Source organism: Burkholderia sp. AU33423 (genome assembly GCF_002223135.1).
GTDB lineage: Bacteria > Pseudomonadota > Gammaproteobacteria > Burkholderiales > Burkholderiaceae > Burkholderia > Burkholderia lata_D.
In genome coordinates, this window is record NZ_NKFH01000004.1 from 688,574 (window position 1) to 704,843 (window position 16,270).

Consider the following 16,270-nt stretch of genomic DNA (forward strand, 5'->3'; position numbering starts at 1 on the left):
GACTGAATAATCCGGCATTGTAAACAAGCCCGCGTGTCGCGCTGCGCGAATCTTGCCTTGGCCAGGGGCTCGCGGTCGATTTTGAGATAAAATCCGGCATCCCGTCCTGCCTCATGTGCCGGAATCACGCTGCCGGCGGTCACGGGGGCAAGGAATGCCAAAAGGGCCTTCCACTCTAGAACGGACACCCAAGTCCGCGGGTTGCAAAGTGTTGCGCCTTTGTAACAAAGTAAAGTGTTTGAAATGTTGTGCGCCGTATCGGGATTAACCCTAGATAATCGGCTCCGGGTTCGATTCCAGGTTTTTTACGAACCCCTGTCAACGGGTCTTCGTTTCAAACGTTCTATGCCTGTCGCGTCGCCGACGCTCCTTGAGCAGCGCGGGTTTGACGCCCCCGGCAGGCTGATTCGTCCGATCTTTCGGACGACATGCATCCAGCCCGGACCGCCGGCAGGTTGCCGACCCATACCTGGTTTTTAGCCGATTTTTTAGGAGTTACGCATGCGAATCGCCCAAATCGCTCCGTTGCACGAAGCGGTGCCCCCGAAACTGTACGGTGGTACCGAGCGAGTGGTGTCCTACCTCACCGAAGCACTTGTCGAGATGGGGCATGACGTGACGCTCTTCGCGAGCGGCGATTCGCAAACCTCCGCGAAGCTCGAAGCCTGCTGGCCGCAGGCGCTGCGCCTCGACCCGACGATCCGCGACGTGATGGCGCCGCACATGCTGCTCCTCGAGCAGGTGCGCCGCCGCGCGGAAGAGTTCGATGTCCTGCACTGCCACATCGACTACTACCCGTTCTCGCTGTTCTCGCGCCAGCCGGTCCCGCATCTGACGACGATGCACGGCCGTCTCGACCTGCCGGAACTGCAGCCGATCTTCAACGCATTCAGCGACGTGCCGGTCGTGTCGATCTCCGACAACCAGCGCATCCCGCTGCCGCAGGCGAACTGGCTGTCGACCGTCTACCACGGCCTTCCGGAAAACCTGCTGACGCCGATCCCGAACGTCAAGCCGAGCTACCTCGCGTTCCTGGGCCGCATCTCGCCGGAGAAGCGCGTCGACACGGCGATCCGCATCGCCGAGCAGGCCGGCCTGCCGATCAAGATCGCCGCGAAGCTCGACAAGGCTGACCGCGCGTACTACGAAGAGAAGATCAAGCCGCTGTTCGCGCTGCCGCACGTCGAGTACATCGGCGAAATCAGCGAATCCGAAAAGACCGAATTCCTCGGCAACGCGCACGCGCTGCTGTTCCCGATCGACTGGCCGGAGCCCTTCGGCCTGGTGATGATCGAGGCGATGGCTTGCGGCACGCCGGTGATCGCGTTCAAGCGCGGCTCGGTGCCGGAAGTGATCGACAACGGCGTGTCGGGCTTCGTCGTCGAAGACGAACTGTCGGCCGTTGCCGCGCTCAAGCGCCTCGATACGCTGCCGCGCGAGAAGGTCCGCGCCGCGTTCGAAGCCCGCTTCTCGTCGAAGGTGATGGCGCAGAACTACGTGAAGGGCTACGAGGAACTGCTGCGCCAGAAGCGTCGCACGGTGCTTCGCGAAGTCAACGCAAGCTGATCGCGGCCGCCGCCGCGTTGCGGCGGGCGGCTTGCCATCGACGCCCCGTCCGGGTTCCCGGCGGGGCGTTGTCACATCCACGGCGCGGATCTGTTGTATTCTCGCCGCGCCCGACGCCGCGAACGGCCCCCGAAGCGGCCCGGCAGGGCATCCGTCCGTCTGTCCAGACGGTAATGTCCCTATAATGGCCGTGCCGTGAAATCCGGCCCCGCACGAATATCCAGAGGAGAGCAGTCTTGGCGAGAACGAAATCCACGCGCGCAGCGCCGGCCCCCGGCGCCGGTGTGATCTTCGCGTTGCGTGCGATCGGTCTCGTGCTGCTCGCGCGCTGGCTGTTCTCGATGTCCCAGATGGGCTATCGCTCGTCGCTGTCGGCGATGGTGTCGTCGCCCTGGGCATTCGTCTACCTCCTGCTGATCTTCCTGTTGCTCGCGCTGCCGGGCGCCGTCGCGCGCGCCGAACGGCCGTTTCATCCGCTGCCGCAGTGGCTGCGCCAGGCGCTGCGCGTCTTCGCGCTGATCGGTTTCCTGTTCGCGGTCTGGTCGATCGGCGTGTTCGTCTGGGTGGACGGCTGGCGCCTCGCGCTGCATGCGGTGACGGCGACCAACGGCTGGCTCGTCGCCGCACCGGCGCTTTATGCGGCGATCGTCTGGATCTGCCGCCCGCGGCCGCTGTGGCGGACCAACGTGGCCGCCCGGCGCTTCGCGGTCGGCCGTTATGCGATTTCGCTCGACGTGCTGACGCGCACTGCGATCGTGTGGATGGAAAGCCGCAAGGTCGGCCAGTACGATGCGCGCGAACTGTCGGTGCGCTGGCCCGGCCAGGCGGCGCCTGCCGCAGGCGAGGGTGCATCGGACGCGCAGCCGGCCGTCGTGCCGCCACGCCGCGGCAGCTTCTTCAATCGACCGAAGGTCGAACTGCTGTGGGATTCGCCGGCGGCCGTCGGCCACAACCGGCAGGTCGTCATGCGTGCGCCGCTCGCGACCGAAGGCGACCGCGTCGCGGTGCTCGCGCTCGACGCCGCGCTCAAACAGATCGTCTGACACGTCCCGTGCACGGCATGCGGGCGACAGGGAGGCGTGATGATCGTCCGCTGGTTGCTGGCTGCCATTCACCTGAGTGCGTTCGGCGTCGCGTTTGCCGCGATCGCGGGGCGTAACCGCGCGTTGCGCCGGCTCATCGCGTCGGCGCAGGCGGCCGACCTGCCCGGCGTATTCAAGGCGGATGCCGCGTGGGGGCTGTCGGCGCTCGTGCTGATCGTGACGGGCCTGATGCGCGCGTTCGGCGGTTTCGAGAAAGGCGCCGCGTACTACCTGCACGAACCGCTCTTTCACCTGAAGATGACCGCGCTCGTGCTGATCCTGCTGCTCGAGGTCGTGCCGATGCTCGGGCTGATCCGGTGGCGCATCGCCGCGCGGCAGCAGCAGATGCCCGATCTCGGCCGCGCGCGCACCTATGTGCGGATCGGCCATTGGCAGGCGGTGCTCGTGATCGTCATCGTGTTCGCCGCGTCGGGGATGGCGCGGGGGATTGGGGCGGCCGGCTAGGCCTGGCCGGGTAGGTGCGGCCGGCTAGGCGTGGCCGGGTAGGTGGGGCCCAGGCTCGACCGGGCGACCCTGCCGCCCGGTCCGTCCCACGCTCAGCGCACGAGGCAGGGGCGCTTGTTGTTGAAGGTCCAACCGGGAATCAAATACTGCATCGCCGCCGCGTCGTCGCGGGCACCCAGCCCGTGCTGCTTGTACAGCTCGTGCGCGACCGCGACGGCATCCATGTCGATATCGATGCCGAGCCCCGGCCGCTTCGGCACCTCTACCAGCCCGTTCTCGATCTTCAGCGGTTCGCGCGTCAGCCGCTCGCCGTCCTGCCAGATCCAGTGCGTGTCGATCGCGGTGACCTGGCCTGGTGCTGCGGCCGCGACGTGCGTGAACATCGCGAGCGACACGTCGAAGTGGTTGTTCGAATGCGAGCCCCACGTGAGGCCCCAGTCGCGGCACATCTGCGCGACGCGCACCGAACCCTGCATCGTCCAGAAGTGCGGATCGGCGAGCGGGATGTCGACGGCCTGCAACTGCACCGCGTGACCCATTTGCCGCCAGTCGGTCGCAATCATGTTGGTGGCGGTCGGCAGCCCGGTCGCGCGGCGGAATTCGGCCATCACCTCGCGGCCCGAGTAGCCGTTCTCCGCGCCGCACGGATCTTCCGCGTACGCAAGCACGTGATGCTGGTCGCGGCACAGCCGCACGGCCTCGTCGAGCGACCACGCACCGTTCGGGTCGAGCGTCACGCGCGCGTCGGGGAAGCGCTCGGCGAGCGCCGTCACGGCCTCGATCTCGCTCGCGCCTTCGAATACGCCGCCCTTCAGCTTGAAGTCGTTGAAGCCGTAGCGCGCATGTGCGGCCTCGGCAAGCCGCACGACGGCCTCGGGCGTCAGCGCGGCTTCGTCGCGCACGCGCGTCCAGTCGTCGGTCGCGCCGCGGCCGTCGCGGTAGGCGAGGGCGGTCTTCGTGCGGTCGCCGATGTAGAACAGATAGCCGAGCATTTCGACGCGCTCGCGCTGCTGGCCCTCGCCGAGCAGCGCGGCGACCGGCACGCCGAGATGCTGGCCGAGCAGGTCGAGCAGCGCGGCTTCGAGCGCGGTGACCGCGTGGATCGTCGTGCGCAGGTCGAAGGTCTGCAGCCCGCGGCCGCTCGCGTCGCGGTCGGCGAAGGTGCGCCGCACGTCGTTGAGCACCGCGTGGTAATTGCCGACCGGCTGGCCGACGACGAGCGCGCGCGCATCGTCGAGCGTGCGGCGGATGCTTTCGCCGCCCGGGACTTCACCGACGCCGGTGCGGCCCGCGCTGTCCTTCAGGATCACGAGGTTGCGGGTGAAGAACGGGCCGTGTGCGCCGCTCAGGTTGAGCAGCATGCTGTCGTGGCCGGCGACCGGAATCGCTTGCAGGTCGACGATACGCGGCGTGTCGTGGGAGGGCGAGGCAGTGACGGCGTTCATGGGCGGCGATGGCGAAAGGGTGGGCAATGCCGTGCGGCAAAAGCTTTGCCGCGCGCGACGGGAGGTGCGATCATTCGACAACCGACATGCGCGGCGCGCAAGCCCCGCAGGTCGACGCAACCCGAAACGGGGTGGGGGCGACAACCTGACCAGCGGAGCGCAGAACGCGAACGCTGGCCGATCGTAAGGCATGGGACCAGGCGGCGCTGGACTGCGCGCTTGAGTCGACAGGAGATCCGTGTTTCGATCATCAGTCGTCGGATGACTTGTGACGCAGTATAATGAATCATCGGCTTTCGCTCAAACCCCGCGTAAACCCTCGGCTCACATTACGATCATTCAAAAAGGAACCGGCCTCATGTCCGTGCCTACGCTTCCCGCAGCGCCGCGCCGTCGCGCACGCAGCCTCGCACAAGATGTCGTCGACGCGCTGACCGCGCAGATCGAAAACGGCACGCTGCGTCCCGGCGACAAGCTGCCGACCGAAACCGAAGTCATGGCGGCGCAGGGCGTGAGCCGGACGGTCGTGCGCGAGGCGATCTCGCGGATGCAGGCGAGCGGCCTCATCGAAACGCGCCACGGCATCGGCAGCTTCGTGCTGGAGCCGTCGCGCCGCCAGACGCTCGGCATCGACCCGGCGACGATCACGACGCTGCGCGACGTGCTCGCGGTGCTGGAACTGCGCATCAGCCTCGAAAGCGAATGCGCGAGCCTTGCCGCGCAACGCGCGAACGATACCGACCTGGCCGCGCTGCGGCGCGCGCTCGACGCGATCGCATCGGGGGCGGGCGGCGGCCGCGACACGGCGCAGCTCGACTTCCAGTTCCACCTGCAGATCGCGCAGTCCACCGGCAACCGCTATTTCGTCGACATCATGACGCAGCTCGGCACGTCGATCATTCCGCGCACGCGCGTGAATTCGGCCCGCTTTGCCGGCGACGATCTGGAGCGCTACGTCGGCCGGCTGAACCACGAACACGAGGATATCTACGAGGCGATCGCGCGCCACGACCCGGAAGCGGCACGCGCGGCGATGCGCACGCACCTCACCAACAGCCGCGAACGGCTGCGCCGCGCGCACGAGGCCGCCGAGGCCGAGGCCGGCTGACGCACCGGGCGGCGCGGCCCACAGTGCCGCCGGCCCGGTCGAATCGCCTCAACATCAGTCGTCATACAAGATCGATATCCGTTCATCGATCACCGGGGCCGGGCGGCGTTGCCGCCGCCGGCCGCCGGCACCGCCGATCAGCCTCCCTTCGTCGTGATCGTCTTCCACGCGCCGCTCTTCACCTGGTACAGCGTCGACATCCCGCTCTTCAGCGAGCCGTCGTTGGCGAACGAGATGCGGCCGGTGACGCCTTCGAAGTCGATCTTCTTCAGCGCCGGGCGATAGACCTTCGGGTCGGTCGAGCCGGCCGCCTGCATCGCCTTGATTGCCGCCCACGCGGCGTCATAGCCGAACTGCGCGTACGACAGCACGTCGACGCCGAAGCGCTTCTTGAAGCGCTGTTCGAAATCCTTCCCCTGCGGCAGCTCGTCGAGCGGCCGGCCGTATTCCCACGCCATCGCGCCTTCGGCGGCCGGGCCCGCGATCTTGATGAACTCGTTGTCCTTCACGCCGCCGCCGCCGACGAACTGCGCGTTCAGCCCGAGCTGGCGCATCTGCTTGATGAAGTTCGCGGCGAGCGAATCGAGGCCGCCGAAGAAGATCAGGTCGGGGTTCTTCGCCTTCAGGCTCGTGATCTGCGCGCGGAAGTCGACCGCCTGGTTGCTGGTGAATTCGCGGCCGATGAGGTTGCCGCCCGCGGCCTTCACGGCCTTCTCGAACTCGTCGGCCTCGCCCTGGCCGAACGCGGTGCGGTCGTCGATGATCGCGATGCGCTTCGCCTTCGTCACGTCGACCGCGTACTTGCCCGCGTTGCCGGCGTTCTGGCCGTCGGTCGCGATCACCATGAACATGTTCGCGAGCCCGCGCGCGGTGAGCGTCGGGTTGGTCGCGGCCGGATCGATCACCGGGATGCCGGCCTTGTCGTAGACGACCGACGCCGGAATCGTCGTCCCCGAGTTGAAGTGGCCGACCACGACCGACACGTTCTGGTCGACGAGCGCCTGCGCGGCCTGCACACCGATGCGCGGGTCGGCCTGGTCATCCTGCACGACGAGGTTGAAGTGGGCAGGCTTGCCGGCGATCTGCACCTTCTGCGCGGCGGCATCGTCGAGCGCGAGCTGCACGCCGTTCTGCAGATCCTTGCCGTAGCCGGCGTTCACGCCCGTGAGCGGCGCGGCGAAGCCGACCTTCACGTCGGTCGTATCGGCGGCCTGGGCGGCCTGTTGCGAGAGAAGGGCAAGCGCGGATGCAATCGACACCGACAGCAGGGAATGACGGAATTTCATGTTGTTCCTCTTGTTCGATACCTGCGAGTGAGTACCGCATGCGCCCGGGCGGGCCGGACGCGTGCGACGGGCGGGCGGTTCGACCGCTTCTCGGAATCGGGCGGGGAGGTCGGCATCGTTATCCTCGGAAGAATCTCCCGTCAGGCTCCGCGAAGAAGAGCCCCGATCGCCTCGATATATAGGTCGCCGATATGCCCGGGTCTTGGCAATTCGCCGCGCATTCGGTGCGGATTTGCGCATAGCTTCCGCGCGTGCGGCGGCAGCCGGTATCGGGAGTTTCCCGTCGCGAACGGAGCGGGCCGAGAGGAGGGGGGAACAGGGAGGCGGCGCGGCCCGTCGGGGCCGCGCCGCGCACGGGATGCCGTCAGTCGGACAGGGCGTCCGATGCGGCTTCGGCATCGTCGTGCGATGCGTGCGTGCGGATCAGCGGATCACTGGTGCTCGGGCGGCCGGTTTCGACGTGACCCGCGAAGCGACGCAGGAAGCCGAGCAGGCGGCCGTCGCTGACGGTCAGGTCGTACCAGCCGTGGCTGCCGCGCAGATCCCAGTAGTCGTCGACCTGCTGGCCCGGTGCGAGGTCGAACGTGCGCGCGTGGCCGTGGCCATACGCGTTGGTGACCTTGAGCCGCACCGCCTTGTGGCCACGGTTCATCAGGCGCAGCGTGATGTTGCCGTTCGCGACGTCGTAGCCGTAGATCACCTCGGGGTTCACGTTCGCGCTGCCGACGCCGGTCGCGAACGGGCCGCGGAAATGGCAGTAGAAGCCGTTCGGGCCGTACACGTCGAGGTCGTACAGGCCGAGAGACGCCGTGGCGCTCCACGTGTCGGCGATCCGCTTGCCGGCTTCGACCGTGTACGCCCACGGGCCGTCGAGGCGATTGCGCGACTGCACCTGGAACGCGGCGCCTGCCCGGCCCGTGTTCGCGAAGGTCAGCCGGAACAGGCCGTTCACCGATTCGACGCGGCCGTGCACGAACAGCTCGTACGGCAGCGCGCGCGCCGGACGCAGCCCGGCCTCCTGCTTCGGCAGCTTCTGCAGCACCGGCGGCACAGGGATGTAGTCGGGATGGCGCAGGCGGTCGGGCGGCGCGTAGCTGCTCGTGTCCGGCAGCTTCGGCCAGCCGGCATCGGCCGTCGCGAAATCGAACGCGGCGGTCAGGTCGCCGCACACCGCGCGGCGCCACGGCGAGATGTTGCCGGCCTTGACCGGGTATTGCGCGCCGAAACGTGCCTCGATGAATTGCAGCAGCGACGTGTGATCGTAGGTCTGCGAGCAGACCCAGCCGCCCTTCGTCCACGGCGACACGACGAGCATCGGCACGCGCGGCCCGAGCCCGTACGGGCCGGCCATGTGCGATGCGTCGCCGGGGAACACCTCGTTGGTCGTCGCGACCGTCGACAGCCCGTTGTCGCGCGACTGCGGCGCGAACGGCGGCGGCACGTGGTCGAAGAAGCCGTCGTTTTCGTCGTACGTGATGAAGAGCGCGGTCTTGCTCCATACCTCCGGATTCGACACGAGCGCCTGCAGCACCTGCTCGATGTACCACGCGCCGTAGTTCGCCGGCCAGTTCGGATGCTCGGAATACGCTTCCGGTGCGCAGATCCACGACACCTGCGGCAGCGTGCCGTTCTTCACGTCCTGCTGCAGCACGTCGAACAGCGTGCCGCCCGCGCTGATGTTGGTGCCGGTGCGCGCCTTCTCGTACAGCGGCGTGCCGGGCAGCGCGGTGCGGTACTGGTTGAAGTAGAGCAGCGAGTTGTCGCCGTAGTTGCCGATGTACGGGTTCTGCGTCCAGCCCCACGACCCGGCGGCGTTCAGGCCGGTGCCGACGTCCTGGTAGATCTTCCACGACACGCCGGCGTTCTCCAGCACTTCCGGATAGGTCGTCCAGCCGTAGCCCGCTTCCTCGTTGCCGAGCACCGGGCCGCCGCCCGTGCCGTCGTTGCCGACGTAGCCGGTCCACATGTAGTAGCGGTTCGGGTCGGTCGAGCTCGGGATCGCGCAGTGGTACGCGTCGCAGATCGTGAACGCGTCGGCGAGCTGGTAGTGGAACGGGATGTCGTCGCGCTTCAGGTACGCCATCGTCGTGGTGCCCTTGTTCGGCACCCACTGGTCGTAGCGGCCCTTGTTCCAGGCGGCGTGCATGTCCTGCCAGCCGTGCGGCAGATCCTGCAGGAACTGCAGGCCGAGCTTGTCCGCGCCCGGGTGGAATGGCAGCAGCTCGGCCGGGCCGACCGGCTGGTGGAACACCGACTTGCCGTTCGCGAGGCGCAGCGGACGCGGGTCACCAAAGCCGCGGACACCGCGCATCGTGCCGAAGTAGTGGTCGAACGAGCGGTTCTCCTGCATCAGGATGACGATGTGTTCGATATCGCGGATGGTGCCGGTGCGGCGGTTCGCGGGAATCGCAAGCGCATCGCGAATCACGGGGGGGAACAGGTTCAGCGCGGCGGCGCCGGCGGTGCCGGCAGCGACGCGCAGGAAGTCACGACGGTTCGATCGGGTCATGGTCGTTATCGTGCGGTAAAGGGGGGAGCCGATTGGCGGGACCTGCTGGAAGGGCGCGCCCGGGTCGCAGGATGCGGCTGCGCCGGGTGGTGCCGCCGCGAGCATAGCGAGAAATCGGTGTCATTCATGTGAAGTCCGGAAACGTTTGCATCCGCATCGAAGTGATATCGAAGCGGCATCGGGGTGCATGTCGCCAGCGGTCGCGGTGCGGCGGGGATGAGGCGGGAAAGCGATGCGGCGCGGGATGCGCACCGGTGAAGCGGAGGGCGATGCCGGCGTGTCAGGCGTCCGTGACCCACGCGCCGAACCATTCGCTCGGGCGCGCGATTTCGTCCTGCGCGGCGACGAGTTCGAGCTCGTAGCGGCGCGCATCGTAGGTGGCCTTCACGACCGCGTGGACGGCCGCGAGCGTGTGCTCGAACGCCGCGCGCACGGAGTCGCCGCGCAGCCGGCATGCGACGAAGATCGCGCTGGTCAGGTCGCCGACGCCGACCGGATGGCGCGGAAACGCGTACAGCGGGCGCTGGCCGATCCACGCTTCGGTTTCGGTGACCGCGAGCATGTTGAAACGATCGGCGGGGCTGTTGCGGTCGTGCAGGTGCTTGACGAGGATGATCTGCGGTCCGCGACGGATCAGCGAGCGACAGGCTTCGACGGCTTCGGCGACGGTTTCGATGCGCCGCCCGGCGAGCTTCTGCAGTTCGGTGTGGTTCGGCGACATGCCGTCCGCGAGCGCCGGCACCTCCTGGACCATGAATTCCTCGACGCCCGGCTCGGGCCGGATGCCGCCCGTCTGGCCCATCGCCGGATCGCAGAAGTACCACGCGTTCGGGTTCATCGCCTTCACCGAGCGGACGATCTCGATCGCCGCACGCGCCTGCGGCGGCGAACCGAGGAAGCCGGACAGCACGGCGTCGCAGCGCTTGAGTGCGCCGATCGCGGCGATGCCGTCGACGAGCTGCTCCATCTTCGCGGCATCGATCGCGCTGCCGGCCCAGTTCCCGTACTGCATGTGATTCGACAACTGGACGGTATTGAGCGGCCAGACGTTGACGCCGAGGCGCTGCATCGGGAACACGGCCGCACTGTTGCCGGCATGGCCGTAGATGACGTGCGACTGAATGCTGAGGACGTTTTTCATGGGAAGCGCCTGCACGCGTTTCAGGGTCACGTCACACGATACCCGAGTTCGTCGCGCACGCGGAAGTCGCGCGGCGCCGGAGTGTTGCGCGCCGTCGTCAGCGCGACCGCGTAGAATCGCGGGGCGCGAGGCGGCCCGGCCGCCCGCGTGCGTCTCCAATCACCGTGATCGCCATGCTTTCGATTCGCAAGATGTTGTTTTCCGTGCGCGCCGCCGTGCTCGGCGCGGGTGTCGCCGTCGCGTGCGCCGTGCCCGCCATGGCGGCCGCCGCCTCGCCCGCCGGCAACGACGGGCCCGTGTATGGCCCGCGCCTGGAAGGGTTCACTTATCCGGCGCCCGTGCATCTCTACACGTTCGTGTCGCAGCGCGAAACCCTCGAGATGGCCTACCTCGACGTGCAGCCGGCACACCCGAACGGCCGCACCGTCGTGCTGCTGCACGGGAAGAACTTCTGCGCGGCGACCTGGGAGGACACGATCGGCGTGCTGAGCCGCGCCGGCTATCGCGTGATCGCGCCGGACCAGATCGGCTTCTGCAAGTCGTCGAAGCCCGATCGCTACCAGTACAGCTTCCAGCAGCTCGCACGCAATACGCATGCGCTGCTCGAATCGATGGGGGTGAAGTCGGCGACGATCGTCGGGCACTCGACGGGCGGGATGCTCGCGATGCGCTACGCGCTGATGTATCCGAAGGCGACCGACCAGCTCGTGCTCGTGAACCCGATCGGCCTCGAGGACTGGAAGGCGCTCGGCGTGCCGCCGCTGCCGGTCGACTACTGGTATGCGCGCGAACTGAAGACCACGTCCGACGGCATTCGCCGCTACGAGCAGGGCACGTACTACGCGGGCAAGTGGTCGCCGTCGTACGAGCGCTGGGTGCAGATGCTGGCCGGGATGTACCGTGGCGCCGGTCGCGACGCGGTCGCGTGGAACTCCGCGCTGATCTACGACATGATCCTCACGCAGCCGGTGGTCTATGAACTCGGCGCGATCCGCGTGCCGACGCTGCTGATGATCGGCGACAAGGACACGACCGCGATCGGCAAGGATGTTTCGCCGCCCGACGTGCATGCGAAGCTCGGCCGCTACCCGGAACTCGCGAAGCGCACGCAGGCGGCGATCCCCGGCGCGCAGCTCGTCGAGTTCCCGGCGCTCGGGCACGCGCCGCAGATCCAGGATCCGGACGCGTTCCACAAGGCGCTGCTCGCCGGGCTGGAGGCCGTGCACCCGCAGTGATGCCGGGCCGGCCGCAGGCGGCCCGGGCGCGCGCCGTCAGCGCGTTTCGCTCGCGAGCTCGTCGCGGATCTGCGCGGTCAATTCGAACGAGCGCAGCCGTGCCGCGTGATCGTAGATCTGTGCGGTGACGATCAGCTCGTCGGCCCCCGTCTGCGCGATGCGGTCGCGCAGCTTGTCGCGCACCGTGTCGCGCGAGCCGACGGCCGCGAACGACAGCGAATGCGCGACGGTCGCGAGTTCGAGCTCGTTCGCCTCGAGCACGTCGACCGGCGGCGGCAGCTTGCCCGGCGTGCCGCGCCGCAGATTGATGAACTGCTGCTGCAGCGACGTGAACAGGCGCCGCGCCTCGTCGTCGGTATCGGCGACGAACACGTTGACGCCGACCATCGCATGCGGCTTCGGCCACGCGGCCGACGGCCGGTACTGCGCACGATAGATCTCGAGCGCGCGCATCAGGTAATCCGGCGCGAAGTGCGACGCGAACGCGAACGGCAGCCCGAGCATCGCGGCGAGCTGGGCGCTGAACAGGCTCGAGCCGAGCAGCCACACGGGCACGTCGAGCCCTGCGCCGGGCACCGCGCGCACGCGCTGGCCGGGCACCGGCTCCGCGAAGTAGCGCTGCAGCTCGGCGACATCATCCGGAAACGAGTCGGCGCTGCCGATCAGGTCGCGGCGCAGCGCGCGCGACGTGGTCTGGTCGGTGCCGGGTGCACGGCCGAGGCCGAGGTCGATGCGCCCCGGATACAGCGACGCGAGCGTGCCGAACTGCTCGGCGATCACCAGCGGCGCGTGGTTCGGCAGCATGATGCCGCCCGACCCGACCCGGATCGTCTGCGTGGCGCCCGCGACATGGCCGATCACGACGGCCGTTGCCGCGCTCGCGATGCCGGGCATGTTGTGATGCTCGGCGAGCCAGTAGCGCCGGTAACCCCAGCGTTCCGCATGCTGCGCGAGATCGACGGTATTGCGGAATGCCTGGGAGGCGTCGGCGCCGGCCGGAATGGGGGCGAGATCGAGTACGGAAAACGGAATCATCGGATGGCCTTCGAAAGGGGCGCGCGCGGTGATGCGCTGACGCAACAAATGCCAAGGATTTTGCCAAAGGGTTCCGGAACGTGCTGGAGGCGGCCCGATACCCATGCGCCTTTCAGGGGTGCAGGGTCGAATTCGGTGATCGTTGCAAAAATCAATCTAATTGGTGATTAATTACCGGTCTTTACGGCGATTGGATGTGAATTCGCATCGACGTACAAATTTGCACGAAACGTATGATTTTCAAGACTGCAATACGCCTGCAAACCGCTTACGCTAACGTGAACGCGGGTGCGCCCAAATGGTTCGCCGACTGCACAGCTTTGCCGGAAATGCACCAGTCCGTTTCTCGTAGTGCCAAGCGCGGGGTGCCGCAGGCTGCTAAAATCCGGCGCCTACCCATGTTGTGCCGAAGGTAGCCATACGAATCTTCCCGCATCCCGTCCGGGCGTCGCGCGGAGATGCACCACGCGAAGCCGGGCATGGCCGTATCCGAAAGATGGGTCGAGCCTCCCCCATACACAGACGCTGCTGGAACAAGGAGTCGGGTCGTGCCCGCGTTCGTCGTTGCCGGAATATCGAATCACGCTCAATCATGCTCAAGCGTTCTCCATGGCGTTCAGGTCGCCGGGAGGCGTCGCGCATGACGGCAACCGCAACGATGCTCGACTGGCTCCTGATCGTCTTCACGCTGGCCGCGGCCGGCTATGCGCTCGTCGCCGCGTTCGCGCCGCGGCCGCGTACGCCGCGCACGGCCGTGCGCGACGGCTTCGAGCCGGTCAGCGTGCTCAAGCCGCTGTGCGGCGCGGAGCCGCACCTGTACGAAAACCTCGCGACGTTCTGCGAGCAGCGCCATCCGCGGTATGAAGTGCTGTTCGGCGTCGCATCGGCGGCCGATCCGGCGATTGCCGTGGTCGAACGGCTGCGCGCCGATTATCCCGAGTGCGACATCACGCTCGTGATCGACGCGCGCGTGCATGGCAAGAACCTGAAGGTCAGCAACCTGATCAACCTCGCCGAGCGCGCGAAGTACGGCCGCATCGTAATCGCGGACAGCGACATCGCGGTAAAGCCCGACTATCTGGAGCACGTGACGGCGCCGCTCGCCGACGTGTCGGTCGGTGTCGTCACGTGCCTGTATCATGCGCGCAGCGTCGGCGGGTTCTGGACGCGGATCGGCGCGCAATTCGTCGACGCATGGTTCGCACCGTCGGTCCGGATCACGCACCTCGGCCGCTCGAGCCGCTTCGGCTTCGGCGCGACGCTCGCGCTGACGCGCGACACGCTCGACCGGGTCGGCGGCTTTCCCGCGCTGAAGGACGAACTGGCCGACGATTTCTGGCTGGCCGAGCTGCCGCGCCGTCTCGGGCGACGCACCGTGCTGTCGGAGGTCGAGGTCGCGACCGACGTGATCGAACCGTCGTTCGGGCCGCTGTGGCACCGCGAGACGCGCTGGCTGCGCACGATCCGTTCGCTGAACCCGGCCGGCTTCGCGTTCCTGTTCATTACGTTTACCGTGCCGTGGCTCGCGATCGGCGCGGCGCTCGCGCTGCGCCTCGACGGCACCTTCGCCGGCTCGCTGGCGGGCTGGGCGGCCGTGGTGGGCGCGTTCGGGCGGCTCGTGCTGCACGCCCGCGGCGAGGATGGCTGGCGCGCGTTCTGGCGCGACCTGCCGCTCGTCGCGGTGCGCGACACGCTGCTCGCGCTCGAGTGGCTCGCGGCCGTGTTCGGCACGCACGTGGTGTGGCGCGGCGCGAGGATGACGGTCGTCGGCGGCGAACGCGCGACGGCGGCAGTGGAAGCAGTGGACGGCCGCTAGGGCCGTTCCGACCGAACCCGGCCCGAGGGCCGAGACGCGTTGCACGGCGAGGCCGTGCGGCGCGACATGACAGAGAGGCGGGCGCCGGCACGGCGGCCCGCGGTTTTTTGACTGAATCGTTGTGACGAATCGAACTATGCAGGCTACCGGAGCATTCATGAAAACGCTGTTCTTGCAGGCCCCTTCGTATGACGGCTTCGACGGCGGAGCCGGGTCGCGCTATCAGGCGAAGCGCGAAATCCGTTCCTTCTGGTATCCGACGTGGCTCGCGCAGCCGGCCGCGCTCGTGCCGGGCAGCCGCGTCGTCGACGCACCGGCCGACGGCCTGTCGGTCGAGGAAACGCTGAAGATCGCGAACGACTACGACCTCGTGATCATCCACACGAGCACGCCGTCGTTCCCGACCGACGCGATGTTCGCGCAGGACCTGAAGAAGATGAAGCCGTCGATGCTGGTCGGCATGGTCGGCGCGAAGGTGATGGTCGATCCGCACAACTCGCTCACGGCGAGCGAGGCCATCGACTTCGTGTGCCGCGAGGAATTCGACTACACCTGCAAGGAAATCGCCGAAGGCAAGCCGTTCCCGGAGATCAAGGGCTTGAGCTGGCGCGCGAAGGACGGCTCGATCGAGCACAACGAAGCGCGTCCGATCCTCGAGAACATGGACGAACTGCCGTTCGTCGCGCCCGTCTACAAGCGCGACCTGAAGATCGACAACTACTTCATCGGCTACCTCAACTATCCGTACGTGTCGATCTACACGGGCCGCGGCTGCAAGTCGCGCTGCACCTTCTGCCTGTGGCCGCAGACGGTCAGCGGCCATCGCTACCGCACGCGCTCGGTCGAGAACGTGCTCGCGGAAGCGAAGTGGATCCGCGACAACATGCCGGAAGTGAAGGAACTGATGTTCGACGACGACACCTTCACCGACGACCTGCCGCGCGCTGAAGCAATCGCCATCGGCCTGGGCAAGCTCGGCATGACGTGGTCGTGCAACGCGAAGGCGAACGTGCCGTACAAGACGCTGAAGGTCATGAAGGAAAACGGCCTGCGCCTGCTGCTGGTCGGCTTCGAATCCGGCGACGACCAGATCCTCGTGAACATCAAGAAGGGCGTGCGCACCGATTTCGCGCGCCGCTTCAGCGCGGACTGCAAGAAGCTCGGCATCAAGATCCACGGCACCTTCATCCTCGGCCTGCCGGGCGAGACGCAAGAAACCATCAAGAAGACGATCGAGTACGCGAAGGAAATCAATCCGCACACGATCCAGGTGTCGCTCGCCGCGCCGTATCCGGGCACGACGCTCTACAAGCAGGCCGTGGAAAACGGCTGGATGGAAGAGAACAAGACCATCAACCTGGTCAGCAAGGAAGGCGTGCAGCTCGCGGCGATCGGTTATGCGCACCTGTCGCGCGACGAGATCTATCACCACCTCGAGCAGTTCTATCGCCAGTTCTACTTCCGCCCGTCGAAGATCTGGGAGATCGTCCGCGAGATGCTGACGAGCTGGGACATGATGAAGCGCCGCCTGCGCGAAGGCGTCGAGTTCTTCCGCTTCCTGCGCGCGCACGAGGCCTGATTC

12 protein-coding genes are annotated in these 16,270 nt (G+C 67.2%); 7 read left to right on the forward strand and 5 right to left on the reverse strand.

Translation table 11 applies throughout. The features are described 5' to 3' along the window. Positions 1-501 precede the first annotated feature (501 nt). From CFB50_RS05970 to CFB50_RS05980, 3 genes are all read left to right on the forward strand, one after another. The gene (locus CFB50_RS05970; protein ID WP_006476459.1) at positions 502-1,566 is read left to right on the forward strand and encodes a glycosyltransferase family 4 protein; all 1,065 of its coding nucleotides are present in this window, start codon (positions 502-504) and stop codon (positions 1,564-1,566) included. Between the two features lie 236 nt (positions 1,567-1,802). Beyond that, positions 1,803-2,609 carry a hypothetical protein gene (locus tag CFB50_RS05975; protein ID WP_089445226.1) on the forward strand — a complete coding sequence of 269 codons (807 nt, stop codon included), beginning with the start codon at positions 1,803-1,805 and terminating at the stop codon, positions 2,607-2,609. Positions 2,610-2,648: 39 nt separating this feature from the next. After that, entirely contained in the window at positions 2,649-3,113 is a 465-nt protein-coding gene (locus CFB50_RS05980; protein ID WP_089445227.1) for a DUF2214 family protein, read from the forward strand. A gap of 92 nt (positions 3,114-3,205) precedes the next feature. On the opposite strand, the gene gudD is transcribed toward CFB50_RS05980, so the two are convergent. Beyond that, positions 3,206-4,558, reverse strand: a complete 1,353-nt coding sequence (gene gudD / locus CFB50_RS05985; protein ID WP_069247512.1) for a glucarate dehydratase — start codon at positions 4,556-4,558, stop codon at positions 3,206-3,208. A 358-nt stretch (positions 4,559-4,916) separates the two neighbouring features. Between gudD and CFB50_RS05995 the strand changes: the two genes are divergently transcribed. After that, positions 4,917-5,666, forward strand: coding sequence for a FadR/GntR family transcriptional regulator (locus tag CFB50_RS05995; protein ID WP_069247513.1), 750 nt, complete (start codon positions 4,917-4,919; stop codon positions 5,664-5,666). A 137-nt stretch (positions 5,667-5,803) separates the two neighbouring features. Here CFB50_RS05995 and CFB50_RS06000 read toward each other — a convergent pair whose 3' ends face one another. The 3 genes from CFB50_RS06000 to pdxY form a co-directional block, all read right to left on the reverse strand. Next, complete coding sequence (locus CFB50_RS06000) at positions 5,804-6,952, reverse strand: branched-chain amino acid ABC transporter substrate-binding protein (RefSeq protein ID WP_069247514.1); 1,149 nt, start codon at positions 6,950-6,952, stop codon at positions 5,804-5,806. Between the two features lie 364 nt (positions 6,953-7,316). Further along, the gene (locus CFB50_RS06010; protein WP_089445229.1) at positions 7,317-9,461 is read right to left on the reverse strand and encodes a phosphocholine-specific phospholipase C; all 2,145 of its coding nucleotides are present in this window, start codon (positions 9,459-9,461) and stop codon (positions 7,317-7,319) included. A 280-nt stretch (positions 9,462-9,741) separates the two neighbouring features. Then, positions 9,742-10,602 (reverse strand): pyridoxal kinase PdxY, encoded by an 861-nt coding sequence (gene pdxY / locus CFB50_RS06015; RefSeq protein ID WP_089445230.1) that lies wholly within the window; start codon positions 10,600-10,602, stop codon positions 9,742-9,744. Between the two features lie 173 nt (positions 10,603-10,775). Here pdxY and CFB50_RS06020 point away from each other — a divergent pair, with 173 nt between their 5' ends. Continuing rightward, the gene (locus CFB50_RS06020; protein WP_089445231.1) at positions 10,776-11,837 is read left to right on the forward strand and encodes an alpha/beta fold hydrolase; all 1,062 of its coding nucleotides are present in this window, start codon (positions 10,776-10,778) and stop codon (positions 11,835-11,837) included. Between the two features lie 36 nt (positions 11,838-11,873). Here the strand turns inward: CFB50_RS06020 and CFB50_RS06025 are convergent, their stop codons facing one another. Further along, the gene (locus tag CFB50_RS06025) at positions 11,874-12,872 is read right to left on the reverse strand and encodes an LLM class flavin-dependent oxidoreductase (RefSeq protein ID WP_089446040.1); all 999 of its coding nucleotides are present in this window, start codon (positions 12,870-12,872) and stop codon (positions 11,874-11,876) included. A 640-nt stretch (positions 12,873-13,512) separates the two neighbouring features. Between CFB50_RS06025 and hpnI the strand changes: the two genes are divergently transcribed. Both hpnI and hpnJ read left to right on the forward strand, forming a co-directional pair. Then, positions 13,513-14,688: a bacteriohopanetetrol glucosamine biosynthesis glycosyltransferase HpnI gene (hpnI, locus tag CFB50_RS06030; protein ID WP_089445232.1), complete on the forward strand. Its 1,176-nt coding sequence runs from the start codon at positions 13,513-13,515 to the stop codon at positions 14,686-14,688. Between the two features lie 136 nt (positions 14,689-14,824). Then, positions 14,825-16,267 carry a hopanoid biosynthesis associated radical SAM protein HpnJ gene (gene hpnJ, locus CFB50_RS06035; protein WP_306426965.1) on the forward strand — a complete coding sequence of 481 codons (1,443 nt, stop codon included), beginning with the start codon at positions 14,825-14,827 and terminating at the stop codon, positions 16,265-16,267. Positions 16,268-16,270 lie beyond the last annotated feature (3 nt).